Origin of the sequence: Microbacterium sp. PMB16 (genome assembly GCF_051294855.1) — a bacterium.
Taxonomy (GTDB): Bacteria; Actinomycetota; Actinomycetes; order Actinomycetales; family Microbacteriaceae; genus Microbacterium.
On sequence record NZ_CP145908.1, the window covers coordinates 2,411,952 to 2,434,986 of the forward strand.

19 protein-coding genes are annotated in these 23,035 nt (G+C 68.4%); 16 read left to right on the plus strand and 3 right to left on the minus strand.

Annotated features, from left to right (window positions below; genetic code table 11):
- Positions 1-2 precede the first annotated feature (2 nt).
- From V5D55_RS11635 to V5D55_RS11675, 9 genes are all read left to right on the plus strand, one after another.
- Positions 3-1,046: a response regulator gene (locus V5D55_RS11635; protein ID WP_435743149.1), complete on the plus strand. Its 1,044-nt coding sequence runs from the start codon at positions 3-5 to the stop codon at positions 1,044-1,046.
- Positions 1,046-2,035 (plus strand): ATP-grasp domain-containing protein, encoded by a 990-nt coding sequence (locus V5D55_RS11640; protein ID WP_435743151.1) that lies wholly within the window; start codon positions 1,046-1,048, stop codon positions 2,033-2,035. The genes V5D55_RS11635 and V5D55_RS11640 overlap by 1 nt, the downstream gene beginning before the upstream one ends.
- Complete coding sequence (locus V5D55_RS11645; RefSeq protein WP_435743153.1) at positions 2,032-2,745, plus strand: PHP domain-containing protein; 714 nt, start codon at positions 2,032-2,034, stop codon at positions 2,743-2,745. The genes V5D55_RS11640 and V5D55_RS11645 overlap by 4 nt, the downstream gene beginning before the upstream one ends.
- Positions 2,745-4,232, plus strand: a complete 1,488-nt coding sequence (locus V5D55_RS11650; protein WP_435749288.1) for a glycosyltransferase family 2 protein — start codon at positions 2,745-2,747, stop codon at positions 4,230-4,232. The genes V5D55_RS11645 and V5D55_RS11650 overlap by 1 nt, the downstream gene beginning before the upstream one ends.
- Positions 4,229-4,372, plus strand: coding sequence for a hypothetical protein (locus V5D55_RS11655; protein WP_435743155.1), 144 nt, complete (start codon positions 4,229-4,231; stop codon positions 4,370-4,372). Before V5D55_RS11650 ends, V5D55_RS11655 begins: the two co-directional genes overlap by 4 nt.
- Complete coding sequence (locus V5D55_RS11660; protein WP_435743157.1) at positions 4,369-4,716, plus strand: response regulator; 348 nt, start codon at positions 4,369-4,371, stop codon at positions 4,714-4,716. Before V5D55_RS11655 ends, V5D55_RS11660 begins: the two co-directional genes overlap by 4 nt.
- The gene (locus V5D55_RS11665) at positions 4,713-6,503 is read left to right on the plus strand and encodes a sensor histidine kinase (protein WP_435743159.1); all 1,791 of its coding nucleotides are present in this window, start codon (positions 4,713-4,715) and stop codon (positions 6,501-6,503) included. The genes V5D55_RS11660 and V5D55_RS11665 overlap by 4 nt, the downstream gene beginning before the upstream one ends.
- An 83-nt stretch (positions 6,504-6,586) precedes the next feature.
- Complete coding sequence (locus tag V5D55_RS11670; protein ID WP_435743161.1) at positions 6,587-7,138, plus strand: OsmC family protein; 552 nt, start codon at positions 6,587-6,589, stop codon at positions 7,136-7,138.
- A gap of 254 nt (positions 7,139-7,392) precedes the next feature.
- On the plus strand, positions 7,393-9,081 hold the full coding sequence (locus V5D55_RS11675) for an ABC-F family ATP-binding cassette domain-containing protein (RefSeq protein WP_435743163.1): 1,689 nt from the start codon (positions 7,393-7,395) through the stop codon (positions 9,079-9,081).
- 3 nt (positions 9,082-9,084) lie between these two features.
- On the opposite strand, the gene V5D55_RS11680 is transcribed toward V5D55_RS11675, so the two are convergent.
- Entirely contained in the window at positions 9,085-10,170 is a 1,086-nt protein-coding gene (locus tag V5D55_RS11680; protein ID WP_435743165.1) for an FAD-dependent oxidoreductase, read from the minus strand.
- A complete protein-coding gene (locus tag V5D55_RS11685) occupies positions 10,167-10,778 on the minus strand; it encodes a TetR/AcrR family transcriptional regulator (protein WP_435743167.1) in 612 nt (203 codons plus the stop codon). The genes V5D55_RS11680 and V5D55_RS11685 overlap by 4 nt, the downstream gene beginning before the upstream one ends.
- 66 nt (positions 10,779-10,844) lie before the next feature.
- On the opposite strand from V5D55_RS11685, the gene V5D55_RS11690 reads away from it, so the two are divergent.
- The 4 genes from V5D55_RS11690 to V5D55_RS11705 all read left to right on the plus strand — a co-directional run bounded on the left by V5D55_RS11690 (position 10,845) and on the right by V5D55_RS11705 (position 18,765).
- Positions 10,845-11,903 carry an alpha/beta fold hydrolase gene (locus V5D55_RS11690; RefSeq protein WP_435743168.1) on the plus strand — a complete coding sequence of 353 codons (1,059 nt, stop codon included), beginning with the start codon at positions 10,845-10,847 and terminating at the stop codon, positions 11,901-11,903.
- Between the two features lie 67 nt (positions 11,904-11,970).
- The gene (locus tag V5D55_RS11695) at positions 11,971-13,086 is read left to right on the plus strand and encodes a GuaB3 family IMP dehydrogenase-related protein (RefSeq protein WP_435749289.1); all 1,116 of its coding nucleotides are present in this window, start codon (positions 11,971-11,973) and stop codon (positions 13,084-13,086) included.
- Positions 13,087-13,144: 58 nt separating this feature from the next.
- Positions 13,145-13,903: an SURF1 family protein gene (locus tag V5D55_RS11700; RefSeq protein ID WP_435743170.1), complete on the plus strand. Its 759-nt coding sequence runs from the start codon at positions 13,145-13,147 to the stop codon at positions 13,901-13,903.
- A gap of 311 nt (positions 13,904-14,214) precedes the next feature.
- A complete protein-coding gene (locus V5D55_RS11705) occupies positions 14,215-18,765 on the plus strand; it encodes an ExeM/NucH family extracellular endonuclease (RefSeq protein WP_435743172.1) in 4,551 nt (1,516 codons plus the stop codon).
- Positions 18,766-18,847: 82 nt separating this feature from the next.
- Here the strand turns inward: V5D55_RS11705 and V5D55_RS11710 are convergent, their stop codons facing one another.
- The gene (locus V5D55_RS11710; protein WP_435743174.1) at positions 18,848-19,651 is read right to left on the minus strand and encodes a DeoR/GlpR family DNA-binding transcription regulator; all 804 of its coding nucleotides are present in this window, start codon (positions 19,649-19,651) and stop codon (positions 18,848-18,850) included.
- 229 nt (positions 19,652-19,880) lie between these two features.
- On the opposite strand from V5D55_RS11710, the gene V5D55_RS11715 reads away from it, so the two are divergent.
- The 3 genes from V5D55_RS11715 to V5D55_RS11725 all read left to right on the plus strand — a co-directional run bounded on the left by V5D55_RS11715 (position 19,881) and on the right by V5D55_RS11725 (position 23,028).
- Positions 19,881-21,176 (plus strand): ABC transporter substrate-binding protein, encoded by a 1,296-nt coding sequence (locus V5D55_RS11715; RefSeq protein ID WP_435743176.1) that lies wholly within the window; start codon positions 19,881-19,883, stop codon positions 21,174-21,176.
- Positions 21,177-21,256: 80 nt separating this feature from the next.
- Positions 21,257-22,180 carry a carbohydrate ABC transporter permease gene (locus V5D55_RS11720; RefSeq protein WP_435743178.1) on the plus strand — a complete coding sequence of 308 codons (924 nt, stop codon included), beginning with the start codon at positions 21,257-21,259 and terminating at the stop codon, positions 22,178-22,180.
- Between the two features lie 2 nt (positions 22,181-22,182).
- Complete coding sequence (locus tag V5D55_RS11725; RefSeq protein WP_435743180.1) at positions 22,183-23,028, plus strand: carbohydrate ABC transporter permease; 846 nt, start codon at positions 22,183-22,185, stop codon at positions 23,026-23,028.
- The last annotated feature ends 7 nt before the right edge of the window (positions 23,029-23,035 follow it).

Sequence of the window (23,035 nt, forward strand, 5' to 3'; positions counted from 1 at the left end):
ACATGGCTGAGGAGAACCCTCGCGTTCTGGTCGTCGACGACGATCCCGATGTCGCGCTGCTCGTGAAGACCGTGCTGGAGCGGCGGGCCGGCTGCGTCGTCGAGATCGCCGGTGACGGTCGGACAGCGATCGAGCGGATGGCCGAGGTGCGTCCAGACGTCGTCGTCACCGACATCGAGATGCCGGGGCTGAGCGGGTTGGAACTCCTCGCGGAGCTCCGCCGCACCGTGCCGAGCGTCCCGGTGATCGTGATGACCGCCCATGTCTCGGTGGAGTACGCGGTCTCGGCACTGCGAGCGCAGGCCGACGAGTTCCTCACCAAACCGCTCGACAACGCGAAGCTCGTCGAGGCCGTCACACGGCTCGTCGAAGAGGGCCGGCGCCGTCGCGAGGAGGGAAGGCCCAAAGAGGTCGTCCTGGCCATCGGCGCGCATCCGGACGACGTCGAGATCGGGGTCGGCGGGCTGCTCGCCGCGCACGCGCACGCCGGTGATGCGATCACGATCCTCACCCTCTCCCGCGGTGCTCGCGGCGGTGACGCCGACAGCCGCCAGGGCGAATCGCTCGCGGCCGCCGACATGCTGGGCGCGCGCCTCTTCGTGAAAGACCTGGTGGACACCGAGATCTCCGGCGGTGGCGCGACGGTGCGCCTGATCGAGGAGGTCGTGCAGGAGATCCAGCCGACCATCGTCTACACGCACTCGAGCCACGACCGGCACCAGGACCACCGCGCCGTGAGCGAGGCGACCATCGTGGCCACCCGCCGGGTCGGCACGGTCGCCTGCTATCAGAGCCCCTCGGCGACGATCGACTTCCGGCCCACGCGCTTCGTCCGCATCGATCAGTACCTCGAGCAGAAGCTCCGGCTCCTCGAACGCTTCAGCTCGCAGACGGCGAGCCGCGACTACCTCGAGCCGGGCTTCGTCACCGCCACCGCTCGATACTGGTCGCGCTTCGGCGGCGGCAAAGCCGTCGAGCCGCTGGAAGTGGTGCGGGAGACGGCCGAGTTCGTCGGCGCCCACGAACTCACGAGAAGAGAGAGCTGATGACCACGCGTGTCCTGGTGACCGGCGCGGGCGGCCCCGCCGGCGTCGCCGTGATCCGGTCGTTGCTCGCCCGCGCCGACCTGACTGTCTTCGCCGCCGACATGGACGGCTGGGCGAGTGGTATCTACCTGGTGCCGCCGGCGCAGCGGCGCCTCGTCCCGCCGGGCCGCGATGACGACTTCGTGCCGGCGATCGCGCGGATGGTCGCGGAGGACGCGCTCGATCTCGTGATCTCGACCGTCGATGTCGAACTCATCGCCCTCGCGGAGCGCCGTGCCGAACTGGCGCCGGCCGTGCTGGCCGCGCCGTCGGCGGACACTCTGCACACCGCGCTCGACAAGCTCGCACTCGCCGAGCGCTGCGCCGCCACCGGACGCACGCCGCGCACGGTTCTCGCCGGTGCCGATGCCGAGGCTGTCGACTGGGAGTTCCCGGTCTTCGCCAAGCCCCGTCAGGGCGCCGGGAGTCGCGGCATCCGGATGGTGCCCGACCGGGCGGCGCTCGAGGCGCTCCCGACCGACGAGGGACTCATCGTGCAGGACTACCTGCCGGGCGAGGAATACTCGGTCGACGTGATCGCGGATGCCGCGGGCAACGTCGTCGCCGCCGTGCCGCGCACCCGCGCCCGCGTGGACTCGGGGGTGGCCATCGCCGGTCGCACGGTTCGCGATCCTGAGCTCGAGGAGACCGCGGCGTCCATCGCCCGCGCGATCGGGCTCGTCGGTGTCGCGAATGTGCAGCTCCGCCGGGACCGCGCCGGACGTGCGGTGCTGCTCGAGGTCAATCCGCGGTTCCCCGGTGCGCTCCCGCTGACGATCGCGGCCGGCGTCGACATCCCCTCGCTCGTGGCGGATCTCTTCCTCGGCCGCGAGCTCCCCGCCAGCATCCCGTTCCGTGAGGTCGCCTCCGTGCGATTCCTGGAGGACGTGATCGTGGAGGTCGACGACCTGCTGGTCTCCGATCACGCGGGGCATCAGGAGGAGCTGTGAGCCACCCGGCTCTGCGCGGGGATCATCACGTGCATTCGACGTTCTCGGACGATGCGGTCTCGACCCTCGAGGAGAACGTCGCCGCGGCTTCTGCGGCCGGCCTCTCCACCGTGCGCCTGGTGGATCACGTGCGCACCAGCACCACCTGGGTGCCGGAGTACCTGGCCGCCGTCCGCGCGCTCACCATGCCCGACGGGCTGACCGTCCTGACCGGCGTCGAGGCGAAGATCCTCGACACCTCGGGCGCTCTGGACATCCCCGACCTCCCTGCGGGCATCGACCGGATCCTGATCGCGGACCACCAATTCCCCGGGGTCGATGGGCCTCTCGGGCCGACGGCCGTGCGGGAGAGGATCACCGACGGCTGGGCGCCCGGCGACGTCCTCGATCAGCTGGTCGATGCCCTGATCGCCTCGATGCGACGGTATCCAGGGAACCAGCTGGCGCACTGCTTCTCGATCCTCCCCAAGATCGGTCTTTCCGAGCACGACCTCGGCACCGAGCGCCTCGATGCCTGGGCGCGGACTGCCGCCGCGACGAGCACGCTCGTCGAGGTGAATGAGAAGTGGGGCTGCCCCGAGGTTCGTTCTCTCACGGCGCTGCGTCGGGCGGGAGCCGAGATCGTCGCCTCGACCGACAGCCACGATGCCGCGGACGTGGGCCGCTACGCCCGCGTGAAGGATCTGCTGGACGCGGAGGAGACGGCATGATGGCCGATCTCTCCTGGCTGCAGACGACGCTGGTGATCTTCCTGCTGCTGTGCGTCTTCGTCGGCACGCTCCCGGTGATCAACACGGGTCTGCAGTTCCTGATGCTTCCCGTGCACGCGTTCCGGAACCACTATCCGAAGGCGGCTCCGTACCACCCGAACATCGCGGTCGTGATCCCGGCGTGGAACGAGGGGCTCGTGATCGGGCCGGCGATCGAACGTCTGCTGCAGCTCGAGTACCCCGGAGATCGGCTGCGGATCTTCGTCGTCGACGACGCCTCGACCGACGACACTCCGGACATCGTCACGGCCCAGGCGGCGGCGCACCCCGGTCGTGTCGTGCATCTCCGTCGCGACAAGGGCGGGGAGGGCAAGGCGCACACCCTCAATCACGGTCTCGACGTGATCCTCGCCGACGACTGGGCAGAGGCCGTGCTCATCATGGATGCCGACGTCATCTTCGCGCGGGATTCGCTGCGCAAGCTCAGCCGGCATCTGGCCGACGAGAAGGTCGGCGCCGTCACGGCATACATCGCCGAGGGCAGCCGCGACCGCAACTACCTCACGCGGTTCATCGCCATCGAGTACGTGATCGGCCAGCTCTCCGCACGCCGCACGCAGAACGTCGGCGGTGCCATCGCCTGTCTCGCCGGCGGTGCGCAGCTGCACTCGCGCGCGAACCTCGAGGCGATCGGAGGGCGGATTCCGACGGGCACGCTCGCGGAAGACACCATGACGACGTTCGAAGGGCAGCTCAAGGGGCGGCGGATGGTCTTCGAGCCGCATGCCGTCGTCCTGGCCGAGGAGCCGCGCACGATCGACAGCCTGTGGAAGCAGCGGCTGCGCTGGGCGCGGGGCAATGTGCAGCTGACCTCGATCTACCGCAAGCTCTGGTTCCGCCCCAGTCGCGTGCACAACCTGGGCAGCATCCCGTTCGGTCTGGCATGGTTCACGATCCTGCTCCTGCCGGCGTTCATGCTGCTGGCGGCTGCCGGGATGCTCGTCCTCCTCATCCTGCACAGCGAGATCGCCGAGTTCGTCTTCCGCTTCATGTGGATCTCGGCCGCGTGCATCTACCTGTTCTCGATGCTCTACGCCGTGCAACTCGATCCGCGCATCGGGCGGCAGTCCTGGCGCGAGGCGATCATGTTCCCCGGGCTCGGGGCGCTGATCCTGATGGCGATCGCTCTCTTCCCCTGGTTGTTCGAGGGCGGGCTCGCACAGCTCGGGCTTCCGCTGACGGACGAGACGAGATTCACCTGGGCGGTGATCTTCTACCTCTGGGGTCCGATCTCGATGCTCGGCATCTGGCTCGCCCGCGCGGTGGAGCCGCTTCCCGGCGGTCGCTTCTTCGCTGGGCTCCTGCTCTACGTCTGCGGCTACGGCTCGCTGCTCTGCGCCATCACCGTGGACTCGTACGTCAAGGAGTGGCGTCGTGCCGACGCCTCGTGGATCAAGACCGAGAAGATCGGACGGGTCGACTCATGACCGAGAATCCTCTGCAGGAGCCCGAGGTGGAGGAGATCGCCGCGGATGCCCGTCGCGAGCGCCGGCTGGTGCCGCAGGCGCTGCTCGCGCTCGCCGTGGTCGTCGTGATCGTGGTCGTGCGAGAGCTGCTCCTCCGATGACCGGGCGGCCGCTGGCCCTCATCGTCGAAGACGCCGCCGACCAGGTCGCCCTGCTCCGCCGCTACCTCGACCGCGAGGGCTTCGACGTCTTCGCCGCGATCGACGCGGAGTCGGCGATCGCCGCCTTCGACGACATCGACCCTGCCCTGGCGGTGATCGACCTGCTGCTTCCCGGGATCTCCGGCCAGGAGTGCGCGAAGCGCGTGCAGGAGCGATTCCCGGCCTGCTTCCTCGTCATCAGCTCCGTCCTCGACGCCGCGGACTACCCGCCTGCCGACGCTGCATTGCCCAAGCCGATCACCGGAGCCCACGTGCGCGGGATCCTCGAACGGATGCCGCGATGAGGGCGACTCCACTCGATCGGGCGGAGAACCGCTGGTACCAGGTCTTCAACGACCCGAGTCCCCTCGTCAAACAGGCGCCGACCCTCATCGCGGCGACCGCCGCGGCGATCCTCACGTGGTGGATCCCGAACCTGCCGTTCAGTCACTTCGGCGCGGCGATCCTCGGGCTCGTCCTCGTGCTGGCGGCGACCCTCCACGCGGGAGTGCTCAGCGCCCGGCGCGTGCACGACGGCTGGGTCGTGCTGCTGGTGCCGCTGGTCGACATCGTGGGTCTCGGGCTGTTCCGCACCGGCACGGGCGGTGCCACCTCGCTCTTCTCCTCGCTCGTGCTGCTCCCCGTGGTCTGGCTGGCGGCCGCCCCCGGCATCCGCTATGTCTTCGTGGTCGGTGGTCTGACGTCGCTCGCGCTGCTCATGCCGTACTTCGCGGACCCGCCGGACAACTCCGTCGAATGGCTGCGCGGCGTCATCGGCCCCCTGGTCTTCGCGGCCGTCGCCGCGGTCGTCAACGAGCTCTCCCGCCAGCAGCGCGTGCGCGCCGAACAGGCGGAGGAACTGGTGACCGAACGGACGACCGCGCTCGCCGACAACGTCAAGATGATCGTGCAGCTGCGGGAGAAGGAGCATCAGTACCGCTCGCTGGTCGAGTCCTACGAGGGATTGTGGTCGTCGATCACCGCGCAGGCCGTGATCGCGACAGACCTCGGAGGCGTGGTCACGGCGTGGAACCCCGGCGCAGAACGGCTGCTCGGACTGACGACCGCCGAGGCGATGCAGGGCGTGCAGATCGCCCGCTTCTTCTCGGAGTCCTCGCTCACCGCGCTGGCGAGCGACTCCACCGTCGCGCAGCGCAGCGAGCAGATCTCCGAGCTTCCCCCGGGGGTGCGGTCTCTGTTCGCCGGAGCGGACGGCGATCAGAGCAGCGAGAGCGACATCGACGTCGTCACCGCGGGCGGAAGCTCGGTGCCGGCGCGAGTGACGGTCAGCCCGTACCGCGACGGTGCAGGTCGACAGCAGGGGTACCTGCTGGTGGTGACCGACGAGAGCAAGGCGGTCGAGGTCGCCCGTATGAAGGACGAGTTCGTCGGGATGATCTCGCACGAGCTGCGGACGCCGCTGAGCGCGATCATCGGCTTTCTCGACCTGCTCCAGAACGATCCGGGCCAGCCACTCACTGCGGATCAGCAGGAGTTCGTCGGCATCATCGAGCGCAATGCCCAGCGGCTGCTCAACCTCGTGGGCGACCTGCTCTTCACCGCCCAGGTCGAGTCGGGGCGGTTCCCGCTCGATCGTTCGGATGCGGACCTCGCCGAGCTCGTGCGCTCCGCTGTGACCTCGGCGGGGCCGCACGCGCAGCGCGAAGGGATCATGCTCAACGCGGACGTCCCCGAGACTCCGATCCGGCTGCTGGTCGACGCGGGCCGGATGGGACAGGCGCTCGACAATCTGCTGTCGAACGCCATCAAGTTCACCCCGCGCGGGGGAGAGGTCACCGCTCGGCTCCGGACGGTCGACGGCGGTGTCGAGCTCTCCGTGCGCGACACCGGGGTCGGCATCCCCGAGGACGAGCAGAACATGCTCTTCACCCGGTTCTTCCGTGCCTCGACCGCGACGCGAAACGCCGTGCCGGGCGTCGGGCTGGGGCTGACCATCACTCGCGCGATCGTGCTCGCCCACGGCGGTGCGATGGACGTGACCAGTCAGGAAGGGGTCGGCACCGAGTTCCGGTTCGTCCTGCCGTCGGCTCCTCGGACCGAGGTCCTGCAGTCGCTCAGTAGCGGGGAGTGATGTGGTGTTGCCGTCGATGACGGCGGATGACCGCGGGTGACGCGGAGCGCGCGTTCGCAGCCGCTGCTCGCTAGTTTCGCGGCATGACACTTCTCCAGGACCAGATCACCGCCGTCGCCGAAGCCACTCCCGCCGAGCGGGCCCAGCGCCTGAACGACGCGGGCGCCGCGTGGAACGAGCGCATCGCCGCCGACGCGACCGCGGCGCACCTCACCTACCGGGTCAGCGGTCGCGGCATCGGATCGGTCGCGACCGAGATTCGCGCCGGCAAGCACCGCTTCCTCGTCGACGAGCCGGGAGCGCTCGCGGGCGACGATGTGGCCGCCAGCCCGGTCGAGTACGCGCTCGGGGCACTCGTGTCGTGCCAGGTGGTCGTCTACCGGCTGTACGCGCAGGCGCTCGGACTCACCATCGACGAGATCGAGATCATCGCCGAGGGCGACCTCGACGTGCGCAAGCTCTTCGGCATCGACGAGTCGGGTCGCGCCGGATTCCACGACATCCGGGTGACGGTCGACATCACGGGCCCCGACGGCGAGGAGCAGTATGAGAAGCTCCGTCAGGCCGTCGACGCGCACTGCCCCGTGCTCGACCTGTTCGCGAACCCGGTTCCGACCTCGAGCACCCTCGTCTGACGACCTGCCCACCCGACGGGCCCCAGCGGTACATCCAATTCATGGATACCGCCTTCGTTGCTCCGATGGGTGATCGCGGTCGCCTCGTCGTCCCCGCAGAGCTGCGGGCGCGGCAGCACTGAGATCAGGGCGTCCGGCTGCTCATGATCGAGACCGTCGGCGGAGTGATCCTCGTCACGCGCGATTCGGTCCGGCCCCGTTGTGCCTGATAGCCTGGTCGGCTCGCTGTGCGGGCGAAAGGACGGCCATGCACCGTGGGTTACATCGATGTCTCCGGAGTGTCACTGACGCTCCCTGACGGCAGACCGCTTCTCGACGAGGCGACTTTCCGGGTCGGCGCGGGATCGACCAGCGCGCTGATCGGGCCGAACGGCGCCGGCAAGACGACACTGCTGCGGATCATCCGCGGCGACCAGCCCGCCGACGACGGTGTCGTGACGATCGACGGCGGCCTCGGCGTCATGGATCAGTTCGTGGGGCACGGCGAACCGGGGCAGACCGTGCACGAGCTGCTGGTCGGTGTTGCTCCGCAGCGGATCCGCGGCGCGGCACAGGCTCTGGAAGCCGCGGAGAACGCGCTCATCGCGAACGACGAGCACGATACGCAGATGGCGTACGCATCGGCGATCGCGGAGTACGCGGATGCCGGTGGTTACGAGCACGAGACCGTGTGGGACCAGTGCACGGTGGCCGCCCTCGGCGTGCCGTTCGAGCGGGCGCGATACCGCGAGCTCACATCGCTCTCCGGTGGCGAGCAGAAGCGGCTCGCGCTCGAAGCGCTGCTCCGCGGTCCGGACGAGGTGCTGCTGCTCGACGAGCCGGACAACTACCTCGACGTGCCGACCAAGCGCTGGCTCGAGGAGCAGCTGCGGCAGACGCCGAAGACGGTGCTCCTCGTGTCGCACGATCGGGAACTGCTGGCCCGCGCGGTCGACCGGCTGATCACGGTCGAGCCCGGTGCCGCCGGTGCCACGACCTGGGTGCACGGCGGCGGGTTCGCGACCTATCATCAGGCCCGCACCGACCGGATGGATCGGCTCGACGAGCTGCGTCGGCGCTGGGACGAGCAGCACGAGAAGCTCCGCATCCTGGTCGCGACTCTCAAGGTCAAAGCCTCGGCGAACGACGGCTTCGCCTCGCGCTACCAAGCTGCGCAGACGCGTCTGCGGAAGTTCGAGGAGGCGGGGCCGCCCGAGGATCGGCCGCCGGCGCAGGACTTCGACATGCGGCTGCGCGGTGCACGGACCGGAAAGCGGGCGGTCGTGGCGCAGCGCCTCGAGCTCACGGGGCTCATGAAGCCCTTCGATGCCGAGGTCTGGTACGGCGACCGGGTGGCGGTGCTGGGGTCGAACGGCTCGGGCAAATCGCACTTCCTGCGGCTGCTGGCGCGCGGCGGCAGCGACCCCGACGCGACTCTGGGGCACGTCACCTCGACGGGCGAACAGCTCAGCGAGGTCCCGCACACGGGCGTGGCCACTCTCGGCGCTCGCGTCGTGCCCGGCCTCTTCGCGCAGACGCACGCGCACCCGGAGTTCGTGGGGCGCACGCTCCTCGAGATCCTGCACCGCGGCGACGATCGGCGCGCCGGGATGCCCCGGGATGCCGCGAGTTCGGCGCTCGATCGCTACGGCCTCGTCCGCCAGGCGCAACAGACGTTCGAGTCGCTGTCGGGTGGGCAGCAGGCGCGGTTCCAGGTGCTGCTGCTGGAGCTCTCGGGTGCGACGCTGCTGCTGCTCGACGAGCCGACCGACAACCTCGACCTGGAGTCGGCGGAGGCTCTCGAGGATGCACTCGGGCGTTTCGATGGCACCGTGCTCGCAGTCACCCACGACCGCTGGTTCGCCCGGTCGTTCGACCGGTTCCTCGTGTTCGGTGCCGACGGCGAGGTCTACGAGTCGGATGCACCGGTCTGGGATGAGAGACGGGTGGTGCGGGCGCGCTGAGTCTCAGCGCAGGCGGAAGGCGTCCGCGGCGCGCGCGCCGGGGTCGAGTGCGAGATCCGCGAGGACCGCACCGACTCCGGTCGCGAACTTGAAGCCGTGCCCGGAGAATCCTGCGCCGACGACGATCCGTCCGCGGCGGTCCAGCACGAAGGTGCCGTCGTCGGTGGACGTGTAGGTGCAGCTGATCGGCGCAGCGGATGCCGCGTCGAGCCCCGGCATCCACTTCCGCACGTAGTCGGCCAGGGCCGACTGGTGCGTGGCGCGGTGCGGGCGGGCATCGGGATCGACCTCGTCGCCCACCCGATGGAATCCGACCTTCACGCCCTTGCCCGGCGTCGGCATGCCGTAGACGGTGCCGGGGTAGGCACTCGGATCGACGTAGTGGTTGAACGACGGCCAGGTGGCATCGGTGCGCGGCCGGAAATGCGCGGGCGTCTCCTCGGTGACCGTCAGTCGGGGGGGCCCGAGGCGACCGAGGAGCGAGCTGGTCCAGGCCCCTGCGGTCACGACCACGGTGTCTGCTCGCAGCCGACTTCCGTCGGGGAGGGCGAGCACGACGCCGTCGGAGTCCTCCCCGATATGGGCGACGGGCGCTCTCCAGCGCACTTCTCCGCCCGCGGCGACGATCCGGCGTTCGAGTTCTGTCAGGGTGGCCGCCGCGCGGACCACTCCCGCATCCGCCGACCAGAGCACGTCGTCCTCGAACCGCATTCCGGGCCATCGCCCGCCGGCATCCGTCGCTGTGAGGATCTCCGCGTGGATGCCTCGGTCGGTCAGGCGTTCGCGCACCGCGGCGACGTCGAGGTGGCCGTGGGTGACCAGACCGTGCAGGCGCAGCAGTGGCTCGCCGTCGATCGACGCCAGCGCATCCCAGCCCTCGCGGGAGCGCACCAGGAGATCGAGGAAGTGCTCTTCGATGTAGGCGTTGTTGAAGTTGCGCGTCGCCCCGTGAGAGGCGCCCTCGTGGTGCCCGCGTGCGAAGCGCTCCAGGACGAGAGGACGGATGCCGCGACGTGTCAGTTCCCACGCGGTCGCCAGGCCCATGACTCCACCGCCCACGACGACGACGTCTGCCGCATCCGCTCTCATGCCGTCACCTCGCCGGGCGAGGTGGACAGGGCGCCGTCGAGCAGCGCGACGAGTTCCTCGGCGGCCGCGGCGGTGTCGTACGCGGGGTCGGTCACGCCTTCGGCGACGATCGCGTCGATCGCGCCGCCCGCGATGATCGCCAGGGTGCGGGCATCGATCGGCGTGCCTCGCGTCGACGCCGCGTGCGCATCTGTCAGCAGGTCCGCCAGGGGCCCCCATCGATCGCGGGAGGGACCCTCGTTCCTCCCGGATGTGAGTGCTTCGAAGACCATCCGCGCGTGCTGCGGGTGGCGGGCGAAGTGCGCGATCATGCTGCGCACGTACGCGGCCGGCATCGACACGACGTCGGCAGCGTCGACCGCCGCGCCGACGTCGACGACGAGGTCGTTCAGTACCTGCTCGTAGGCGGCCGCGATCACGGCGTCCTTCGTCGCGAAGTGGTAGAGCACCGCGCCCTTCGTGATCCCTGCCGCGTCGGCGATGCGGGCGAGGGATGTCGCGGCGTATCCGTGTTCGGCGACGAGCGCGATCGTCGACTCCACGAGCTGTCGACGGCGGGCCTGCTCGACGAAGGTCGGACGTGCGGCGCGGGATCCGGCTGTTGCCATGCCACTGATTCTACCGTACGGTGAATGAACTGACCGAATGGTCAAAGTATGGAAGGGGGCCGCACGATGTCATCCGTCACCGCAACTCCTCGAGACGAGGATGACCGGGAAGAGGAGAGCGAAGAGGCGCGCACTCCGCACCGCCGCCACCGCCTTCGGACCCTCGGCCGGATCGCGTTCGTCGCGGCGTTCGCCATCGCCGTGATCGCCGCCGTGGTCCGCACTCCCTCCCCGGTCGGCCATTGGTCGAGTGCGGAGGGCCAGACGGAGTTCGAGAAGGCGTATGACGCGGCCTTCTCCGACCTTCCTCCGACCTTCGAGACGTTCGACGTGCGCACCGACTACGGCATCGTGCGCGTCTATCGCTTCGAGGGGACGGCGCCTGAGGGCCGCGCCGGCGCCGTGACCGCTCCGCTCGTCCTCCTTCCGGGGACCGCGTCGGCGACGCCCGTGTGGGCGGCGAACCTGCCCTCGCTTCTGGAGATCAGCGACGTCTACACGATCGATCTGCTCGGCGAGCCGGGTATGAGCGTGCAGTCGCGGCCGATCGCGGACGACGCCGACCAGGCCGCGTGGCTGCACCAGGTGATCGCCGCCCTGCCCGAGCCGGAGGTGCACCTGCTCGGCCTGTCGATCGGCGGGTGGACGGCGACGAACCTCGCCCTGCACGACGACGAAGGCATCGCCTCGTTGACCCTGCTCGACCCGATCCACGTCTTCGACGACATGCCGTTCGAGACGATCGTGCGGTCGATCCCGGCATCCGTCTCGTGGCTGCCGAAGGCGTGGCGCGACGACTTCAACTCCTGGGTGGCCGGTGGTGCTCCCGTCGAAGACGTCCCGGTCGCCGACATGATCGAAGCCGGGATGCGGAACTACACGATGACGCTCCCGCAGCCCACTCGCATCACGGAGGAGGCCCTCGGCGACCTCACCGTGCCGACGCTCGCCATCCTGGCGGGCAGATCGGTCATGCACGACACCGATACCGCGGTCGCCACCGCGGAGACCGCGCTCGGTGCTGACAGGGTGGTGCTCTACGGCGATGCGACGCACGCGATCAACGGCGAGTATCCGGACGAGATCGCCGCGGACATCGCCGACTTCCTCCGATCCCTCGGCTGAAGGGCGTGTGGCCGTCGTCCCGCCGCCACGGTCCTCACCGAGCGCCGGGTAGGCTGGACGGGTGACCATGGAGATCGAGCTCGGCCGAGGAAAGCGCGCACGCCGCGCGTACACGTTCGACGACATCGCGGTGGTGCCGTCACGGCGCACGCGCAACCCCGAGGATGTCTCGACCGCATGGACGATCGACGCCTTCGGCTTCGACATCCCCGTGCTGGGCGCGCCGATGGACTCGGTCGTGAGCCCGCAGACGGCGATCATGCTCGGGCAGCTGGGCGGGCTCGGCGTGCTCGACCTCGAAGGCGTGTGGACACGCTACGAAGATCCGGAGCCGCTGCTGGCGGAGATCGCGGGACTCGACGACGCCGAGGCGACGGTCCGCATGCAGCAGCTCTACTCCGAGCCGATCAAGCCCGAGCTCATCACCCGCCGCCTGGCCGAGATCCGTGAAGCCGGCGTGACCGTGGCCGGGTCCCTCACGCCGCAGCGCACGCAGGAGCACTACGACACCGTCGCCGCGGCCGGCGTCGACCTGTTCGTGATCCGCGGCACCACGGTGTCGGCAGAGCACGTCTCCAGCGTGGCCGAGCCTCTGAATCTCAAGAAGTTCATCTATGACCTCGACGTGCCGGTCATCGTCGGCGGCGCGGCCACCTACACGGCGGCCCTGCACCTGATGCGCACGGGAGCTGCCGGAGTCCTCGTCGGGTTCGGCGGGGGAGCAGCCTCCACGACCCGCGCGACGCTCGGCATCCACGCGCCGATGGCGACCGCGGTCTCCGACGTCGCCGCCGCTCGCCGCGACTACCTCGACGAGTCCGGTGGGCGCTACGTGCACGTGATCGCCGACGGCGGAGTCGGCACGTCCGGCGACATCGTCAAGGCGCTCGCGATGGGAGCGGATGCCGTCATGCTCGGCGTCGCGCTCGCCCGCGCCACCGACGCGCCGGGTCACGGCTTCCACTGGGGCCCCGAGGCGGTCCACCCCAAGCTTCCGCGCGGACACCGTGTCGAGGTCGGCGGCATCGGCACGCTCGAGGAGATCCTGTACGGTCCGGCGCCCGTCGCCGACGGCACCGCCAACCTCATCGGGGCGCTCCGCAAATCGATGGCGACCACCGGATACTCCGACCTCAAGGAGTTCCAGCGGGTCGAGGTCGTGCTCGCACCGTACGAGGCCTGAGGCCCCGCGCAACACCGTGTCGATTCCTGCGCAGTTCCCGCCGACCCTCCGTGAGGTCATGCTCCGGGGACGGTGGATCGGGATGCTGCTGCTGTGCCTCGTCGTCGCCGGGGTCTTCGCGTGGCTGGGGCAATGGCAGCTGGAGCGCGCGATCGAGACCGATCCGCCGGACCCGGGTGCGACCGAGCAGGTGCAGCCGCTGACCGACGTTGTGGAGCCGGGGGCGTATCTCCCCGAACCGCTGGTCGGGCAGCGCGTCGAGACATCGGGTACCTGGGTGGCCGGAGACTTCCTGGTGGTCTCCAGCCGCTTCAACGACGACGTCGAGGGCTTCTGGGTCACGGGGCAGCTTCGGGTCGCGGACCGCACCTCCATCGCGGTCGCGATCGGCTGGGCCCCTGATCGCGAGACGGCGGATGCGGCCGTCGAGCAGCTCGAGGCGACAGCGGGTGACTCCGAGGTGGCGATCAGCGGCCGCATTATCTCCGACGAAGGTCCTGGCGTCCCGCCCCGCGCGGAGCCTGACCGGCTCGACCGCATGTCGACGGCCGCGCTTCTCAGCCGCTGGCACGACACCGAGCAGCTCGACGTCTATCGCCCGTACCTCGCCTCCGTCACAGCGACCGCCGGACTCGCCGACATCTCGTCCCCTGCCCCCGACGAACAGTCGCCGGTCAACTGGCTGAACATCTTCTACGCGGTCGAGTGGGCGATCTTCGCGGGCTTCGCGTTCTATCTCTGGTATCGCCTCGCGAAGGACGCCTGGGAACGAGAGGTCGAAGAGTTCGACGACGCCGCGGCAGCGGCATCCGCCTGATCAGGCGCGCATTCGCGCATGCCTCGCTGCGCACCTGAGCACCGGTTTGTGGGGTCTCTTCGACGGATGGCCATGATCCGGTGAGCGGTCGGTGACCAATGGGCAAACACCATTGATGATGTCCGGACCGCTCCGTATGCTCGCAACATGTGTGCGGGCTGGGAGACTCCGGTGCGCGCCGTGACAGATTCATGAGAGATGTCGCACGACCGACCGAGGAGACAGCACCGATGATGTCCGCTCCAGAGGACGGGAACCGCATGGTTCCCGTCTCGCACCGTAGAAACAGAGGGCGCGTCGGCGCTCTCGCCGTGACCTGTGTGGCAGCGTTGGGCTTCGGCTCGCTGACCGCCGTGCCCGCCTTCGCCGATCCCGCCGGAACGGGGGTGGTGATCAACGAGGCGTACCTCTCCGGAGGAAGCGCAGGAGCGGCGTTCAAGAACAAGTTCGTCGAACTGTTCAACCCGACCGCCGCGCCCATCACGCTCGACGGCATGTCGCTGCAGTACCGCTCGGCGACCGGCACCGGCGCAGCGAACGGCGTGGCGCCTCTCACCGGCGTCATCCCGGCCGGCGGCCACTACCTGGTGCAGGGCAACAGCAACGGCGCGAACGGCGCGGAGCTCCCCGCCGCCGACGTGGTCAGCACCCTGACGCCGAGCGGCACCAACGGCACGCTCGCCCTCGTCGAGGGGACGGCGGCCGTCACGCTCACGCCCGGCTCGGTCACGGGCGTCGACGGTGTGATCGATGTGCTCGGCTACGGCACCTCCAACACCTTCGAGACGACGGCGGCGACCCCGCCGACCGGCAACACCGACGTCAAGTCGCTGAACCGCACCGACGGCGTCGACACCGACGACAACCGCGCGGACTTCACGCTGTCGGCGACCATCACGCCGCAGAACTCGGGTGGGACAGACCCCGGCCCCGGGACGGATCCGACCCCGGCGACGATCGCCGAGGTGCAGGGCACGACCGACGTCTCGCCGCTCGACGGCAAGACCGTCGAGGTCGAGGGCGTCGTCACTGCCGACTACCGCACCGGCGGCTACAAGGGCATCGTCATCCAGACGCAGGGTTCCGGAGGGGCCGCGGATGCGACCCCCGGAGCATCCGACGGCGTCTTCGTCTTCCTGAACGCGCTGGCGCCGAACCTCTCGATCGGCGACCTCGTCTCGGTGACCGGTTCGGTCAGCGAGTACTTCGGTCAGACGCAGATCAATCCGACCGCGGTGGCCGATGTCGAGGTGCTCGCGGCAGGAGCGGGCGTTCCCGCTGTCACGCCGCTCGCCGACACGGTCCTCGGCACCGACCGCGAGCAGTACGAGAACATGTACGTCGCGCCCGAGGGCACGTATCGCCTCGCCTCCAGCCACCAGCTCTTCAACTTCGGCACCCTGTGGCTGAACGCCGGAGCAGACCTCAACGTCAAGAGCACCGAGACCACGCGTCCGGGAGACGCCGCCGCGGCGATCGCTGCGGCGAACCGGGCGAACCGGGTGCTGCTCGACGACGGCTGGTCCATCCAGGTCACCAACAGCGGTCACCCGGGCGATCAGCCGTACTTCACGAAGGACGCGGTCGTGCGAAACGGCGACACGGTCGACTTCGGCGACAACGGCTACGTGCTGCAGTGGGGCTTCAACGACTGGCGGCTGCAGCCGACGGTTCCGATCGATGACTCCTCGGCAGCAGACCTCAAGGTCGGCTTCGACGCCACGAACCCGCGCACCGATTCGGCGCCCGAGGTCGGCGGCGACGCCCAGGTCGCGTCGTTCAACGTCTACAACTACTTCACGACGCTGACATCCGAGAACCCCGATGCCCGGGGCGCGGAGACGGCCGCGGAGTTCGCGATCCAGAAGTCGAAGATCGTCTCGGCGATCAACGGACTGGATGCCGAGATCGTCTCGCTCATGGAGATCGAGAACTCGGTGAAGCTCGGCAAGCCCATCGACTCGGCGCTCAAGGATCTCGTCGCCGGTCTGAATGCGGATGCCGGCAGTGAGGTGTGGGGCTACGTGCCGACGCCCGCCGCTCTGAACGACGCCGCCACGACCGACTACATCACCAACGCGATCATCTACAAGAAGGATGCCGTCTCCCCGGTGGGCGACAGCGCGACCGTCACGGATGAGACCGTCTGGGGCAACGCCCGCGAGCCGATCGCCCAGGCGTTCGACATCGACGGCCGCGTGGTCACCGTGGTCGCGAACCACTTCAAGTCGAAGTCCCCGCCCTCGGGCGCCGGTGCAGAGCCGGCCGACGGGCAGGGCTTCTTCAACGCCGACCGCGTGAAGCAGGCGAACGCCGTGCTGGCCTTCACCGCAGAACTCGAGGAGGCCTCCGGAAGCGGCGACATGCTGCTGATCGGCGACTTCAACGCCTACGGCAAGGAAGACCCGATCGACGTCTTCACGTCGAAGGGGTGGAGCGACCTGGTGGCCGACAAGGCGGCAGGCCAGTACACGTACACGTTCGACGGCGAGCTCGGCTCGCTCGACCACGTCATCGCGTCGCCGTCGCTGGCAGCATCCATCACCGGTGCGGGCGTGTGGGGCATCAACTCCCCGGAGTGGAGCGACCGCGGCTACGCGTTCGGCGCCACCGAGGAGGGCACTCCCTACCGCTCCAGCGACCACGACCCGATCATCGTCGGCGTCTCCTCGGAGATTCCGCCGGTGAGCATCGATGTCGTCACGGTCAACGACTTCCACGGTCGGATCGAGGCCGACGGCGCAGCTGCAGGCGCGGCGGTCCTGGCCGGCGCGGTGAAGCAGTTCCGTGAGGAGAACCCGAACACGATCTTCGCCGGAGCCGGCGACCTGATCGGCGCGTCGACGTTCACCTCGTTCATCAACGACGACAACCCCACGATCGACGCGCTCAACGCGGCCGGCCTCGACGTCAGCGCAGCGGGCAACCACGAGTTCGATCAGGGCTGGGAAGACCTGCGCGATCGTGTGCAGGAGCGCGCGGACTGGGAGTACATCTCCTCGAACGTGTTCGTCACCGAGACCGGCGAGCCCGCGCTCGCACCGGCGTGGGTGAAGGAGCTCGACGGCGTGAAGGTCGGCTTCGTCGGCGCTGTCACCGAAGACCTCGACTCGCTCGTGTCGCCGGAAGGCATCGCGGACCTCGAGGTGCGCAGCATCGTCGACTCTGTGAACGCGGTGGCCGACGACCTGCGCGACGGCGACGAGTCCAACGGTGAAGCGGACGTCGTCATCCTCCTCGTGCACGAGGGCGCGGCGAGCGTCGAGCTCTCCAGCATCACGGAGGACTCGCCCCTCGGCGAGATCGTCTACGGCGTCGATGACGACGTGGACGCCATCGTGTCGGCGCACACCCATCTCGCGTACAACCACGTGATCGACGGCCGTCCGGTCGTCTCCGCGGGGCAGTACGGCGAGAACCTGGGCCTGATGAACATCAAGGTCGACCCGAAGACGAAGGACCTGATCTCGATCACCAACGAGATCAAGCCCCTCACCGCTGCGGGCAAGCCGCTGTACCCGGCCGTGCCCGAGGTGGCCGACATCGTCGCCAAGGCGAAGGCCGAGGCCGACGTGCTGGGCGCGATCAAGGTCGGAGACATCACCGCCGACTTCAACCGGGCACGTCAGAGCGACGGCAAGACGGAGAACCGCGGTGGCGAGTCCACGATCGGCAACTTCGTCGCCGACGTGCAGAAGTGGTCCACGGACGCCGATGTGGCGATCATGAACCCCGGTGGCATCCGCGCGAACCTCACGTATGCCTCGGCCGGAGCATCCGACCCCGACGGCAACGTGACCTACCGCGAGGCGGCGACGGTCCAGCCGTTCGCCAACACGCTGGTGACGCTGACGCTCACGGGTGCGCAGCTGAAGGGCGTGCTCGAGGAGCAGTGGCAGCCGGCGGGATCGGCTCGTCCGTTCCTGAAGCTCGGCGTCTCGGAGGGGCTCGTCTACACCTACGACCCCGCCGCGGCGCAGGGCTCGAGGATCACCTCGATCACGCTCGACGGCGCGCCGCTCGACCCGGCGGCGAACTACACCGTCGCAGCCAACTCGTTCCTCGCGGCGGGTGGAGACAACTTCTTCACCTTCAAGGAGGGCACGGGCAAGCGCGACACCGGCAAGATCGACCTGCAGTCCATGGTCGACTGGTTCGACGCGAACAAGACCGCCAGCCCCGACTACGCCCAGCGCGCGGTCGGCGTCGCGGTCAGCCCGGCGGACGCCGACGGCTACAGCGCCGGCGACCAGGTGACGGTCTCGCTCTCCTCCCTCGCGTTCAGCGCAGGGGAGCCGGCTCCGGGGCAGGTGTCGCTCTCGCTGGGTGGCACGCAGCTCGCCGCCGGCGCGATCGATCCTGCGGTCGTCGACACGACCGACGAGGTCGGACGCGCGAGCCTCACCTTCACGGTGCCGTCCGGCGTCTTCGGGGAGCAGTCGCTCACCGTCGCGGTCGCCGGTTCGGGCACCACCGTGCAGGTGCCGTTCACAATCACGGGCGAAGAGCCCGCCGAGTTCGCCGGCACGATCGAGCTGGGCTCCTCCAAGGTGGCGGCGGGCAAGAAGCTCACCATCACCGGCGAGGGGTATGAGCCCGGTGAGACCGTGACCGTGGAGCTGCGTCCCAAGAAGGGGCAGGCCATCGAGGTCGGCACGATCCAGGTCGGCGACGACGGCTCGTTCAGCACCAAGGTGACGGTGCCGAAGAAGACGCAGCCGGGCAAGTACACGGTCGCGGTGTCGCAGGCCGACGGTGACGAGGCGACGGCCACGGTGACCGTCAACCGCGCCGGCGGGATCGGCGGCATCATCGGAGACATCCTCGACTGGCTCTGGGACCTCCTGAACGGGTGGTGGTGATCCTGCTCGCAGCATGAGATGACGAAGGCCGTCGGGAGGAATCCCGGCGGCCTTCGTCGTGCGCGGTCCGACCGCGCTTCACTCAGGGAGTGAGCACCTGCACGTCGGCTTGCGCGAGGGCGGCAGCGATGCGCGGCGGTGGGGGAGTGTCGGTGATCAGATAGTCGGCGCGGTCGAGCAGAGCGATCTGCGCGAAGAACCGCCGGCCGATCTTCGTGGAGTCCGCGAGGATCGCGGTGCGCTCGGCGCGCTGGATCATCTCGGACATCATCGCGGCGTCACCGAGGTTCGAGGTCGAGTATCCCGCCTCGTCGATCGCGCCGACGGCGATGAGGGCCAGATCGCAGCGGATGTCGACCTCGGGTCCGCCCGGCGTCATGGTGAAGGTGACGGGGCCCGTGGTCGCCTGGGTGATCGAGCGCACGGCACCGCCGAAGACGTACAGGTCGCGGAACGCGGAGGGGGAGAGCTCGCCCGGGATCCGCAGGTTGTTCGTGGCGATCGTCAGGTCGTGGTGGTTCCGCAGCGCTCGCGCGACAGCGAGAGTCGTCGTGCCCGCGTTGAGCATGATGACGGAGCCGTCCTCCACCAGTCCCGCCGCGACGCGGGCGATGCCTTCCTTCTCCTCGGTCTGCACGCGCATGCGCACGTCGAGGGCGCGGTCCTTGAGCGGTCCGCTCGCGGAACTGACCGCACCACCGTGCGTGCGGACGAGCACGCCCTCGCGGTCGAGCTGGTCGAGATCTCGACGGATCGTGTCGATGGACACACCGAAGTGCTCGGCGAGGTCGCTGACGGTCACCTGCCCGGTCTGCTCGACGTAGCTCGCGAGATCGGCTTTCCTGCCCGCAGGGAGGCGGCGTCGCGCCGTTCCAGAAGCATCCATCCCTCATATCTAGCACATTCGTGACCTCAACGCGGCATGTTCATGCAGAAAACAGCAGACACAGGCGCGCGCGGTTTTCCGCCGACCTCCTCGTCTTTGCCGCTCACTGCCTGTGAATCCCGTCAAAGTAGGACTTGACGATCATGCAGATGTCGGCATAACATTGCTCAAAACCGCATGAACAAGCATTGAAGCGCGTGATGCGGCACGATCTCGAAGAGGAGAAGTGATGAGCACAGTGGGACGAGGGCGCAGACGCACCCGGAACATCGTCGGTGCTACGACCGCAGCGGTGACCCTTCTGGCCGTGGCCGGCTGCGCGCCGAGCACCGGCGGGGACGGCGGCGACGACGGTGACGTGACGATCGAATTCGCGCAGTGGTGGGAGCCCGAACTCCCCGACGGCGAGTTCCGTGCGCTGATCGACAAGTTCGAGGATGCGAACCCCGGCATCACGGTCGACCTCGTGAGCGGACCGTACGCATCGACCAAGGAGCAGCTCTTCGCCGGCGCAGCATCCGGCACCATGCCCGACGTCGTCGGCCTCGACGGCGCCTGGGTGAACGACTTCGCCTCCCAGGGCGTGATCGCCGACCTCAGCGCGCTCATGAAGGAGTACGAGTACGACGACAGCGAGCTCGCCAGCCAGATCCAGGTCGACGGCAGCACGTACATGATCCCGGTCGTCAACTTCGTCTACCCCATGTTCACGAACGACGACCTGCTGGCACAGGCCGGGGTCGACGCCCCTCCCACCACACGCACCGAGTTCGCGGATGCCGCGGCGAAGGTCTCCGCCCTCGGCGGCGACGCCTCGGGCTGGGTGCTCCCGCTGTCGCTCGAAGCGCCGAACGGCGTGCAGAACGACGTCATGTCGTGGGTCTGGGCGTCCGGCGGCTCGATGCTGAAGGACGGGAAGCCCGACCTGACCAACGACGACGTCACCTCAGCGGTCGACTTCATCGGCGGACTCTGGGACGACGGCTCGATCGCGTCCGGATCCTTCACCATGAAGGAGCAGGACAAGGTCGAGGAGTTCACCAACGGCCGCGTCGGCATGATGATCGACTCGCTGGCGCACATCAACCTGATCCGCGAGACGAACCCCGATCTGAAGTTCTCGATCTCGGCGCTTCCCGCCGAGGACGGCTACGACGGCGAACGCGGCATCCCCTACGCATCGTGGGGCATCGGCGTCGCCGAGAACTCCGAGCACAAGGAAGCCGCGTTCAAGCTCGTCGAGTTCCTGATGAGCGAGGACACCAATTCCGAGCTGTCGACCATGGCCAAGGCCTTCCCTGGCAACTCGAAGTCCGTGCCGGACTTCGTGGCCGACGACGAGCTCTTCCAGAAGGCGTTCGAGATCTACCAGGCGGGGTACCCGGCGAACGAGTTCACCGGACTGCCGGTGGCGGAAGAGCTGATGCGTCTGCTCGGTGAGCAGCTGCAGTCCGCGTTCGACGGCCAGCAGTCGATCGACGATGCACTGAAGAAGGCGCAGGAGGCCTGGGAAGCGGAGTTCTGATCCTCCGTCTCCCCGCATGAACGGGGTGCCGCACCGCCGATGCGGTGCGGCATCCGACCAACCAAGGAGCACCGGTTCCCATGAGCCTCAGAACACACGACGACACCGAGGTGATCGTCACCGGGGTCGCGCTGACCCGCCGACGTCGGCAGCTGCGCAAGACCACGGAGTCCTACGCCTTCCTCTCGCCGACGATCATCCTGCTGTTCGTGCTGATGATCGTCCCGATCGTGATGGTCATCGGATACTCCTTCCAGGACAACGTGATCCTGAACAAGTCGCCGGAGTTCGTCGGCATCCAGAACTACGTGGAGATCCTCTCGGATCCCGGGTTCTGGAAGGCCACCGGCAACACGATCATGTTCACCGTCGCCAGCGTCGTCGCTCATCTCGTGCTCGGCCTCGGCTTCGCGATGATGCTGAACAGCCCCCTGCTCGGCGGCTTCGCCCGGTCGCTCTTCCGGGCACTCTACGTGCTGCCGTGGCTCTTCACCGTCGCCGTGATCGCCGTCCTGTGGCGCATGCTCCTCGCTCCGAACGGTGTCATCAACTTCCTGCTCAACACCGACATCGAGTGGCTCGCCTCACCGCAGCTCGCGCTCGGCACCATCATCTTCATCAACATCTGGGCCGGCTACCCGTTCTTCATGGTCAGTCTGCTCGCCGGACTCCAGGGCATCCCGAACGAGCTCAACGAGGCGGCGACCGTCGACGGGGCAGGCGCCATCCAGCGCTTCTGGAATGTGACCATCCCGCAACTCCGACCGATCATCGTCAGCCTCGTGCTGCTCGACCTGATCTGGACCTCGCAGCAGTTCGCCCTCATCTGGATGACCACCGGCGGCGGGCCGATCGATGTCACCGAGGTGCTCAGCACCTTCACCTACAAGCTCGCCTTCGCCAAGTACGACTTCTCGCTCGCGGCGACCTCCGCGGTCCTGGTGCTGCTCATGTCGATGGTGCTCGCCGTGTTCTACGTCCGTCACCAGAAAGCGAGGGACTGATCATGGCGCTCACCGTCAAGGCTCAGCGCACCGTCCAGAAGACCGGCGTCACGATCGGCCTCATCATCGGCGCCGTGTTCGCCGCGGGCCCTGTGCTCTGGATGCTGTCCAGCTCGTTCAAGTCGAACACGCAGATCTTCGAGCTGCCGCCGCGGCTGCTCACCGACACGTTCTCGTTCGACGCGTACATCGCGATCTTCACGAACCCCGAGACGATGAGGTTCTTCCTGAACAGCTACATCGTGGCGGGCGCGGTCACCGTGCTGACCCTGATCGTGGCGATCCAGGCCGCGTATGCGTTCAGCCGCTTCGAGTTCCGGGGCAAACGCATCCTGAACGTCGTGATCGTCAGCGTGCAGGCCGTGCCTCCGATCACGCTGCTGATCCCGTACTTCGGTCTCATGGTCGGACTCGGGCTCTACAACTCCTACCTCGGCCTGATCCTCACCTACATGGTGTTCACGCTGCCCTACGCGATCATCATGATGACCGGCTACTTCAACACCCTGCCGAAAGAGCTCGACGAGGCGGTGCGCGTCGACGGCGCCGGATCGATGACCGCGCTGTGGCGCATCCTCGTGCCGATCTCCGTGCCCGGCATCGTCTCGGTCGGCATCTACACGTTCATGATCGCGTGGAACGAGTACCTGTTCGCCCTGACGCTCACCCGCACGATCGACATGCGCACCGTGCCCATCGGCATCCAGCTCCTGATGGGCCAGCACTCCTACGAGTGGAACCAGATCATGGCGATGAGCGTGCTCGGTTCGATCCCGGTCCTGATCCTCTTCCTCTTCTTCCAGCGCTACTTCATCAGCGGGCTGACAGCCGGCTCCGTGAAGAGCTGACATCCGT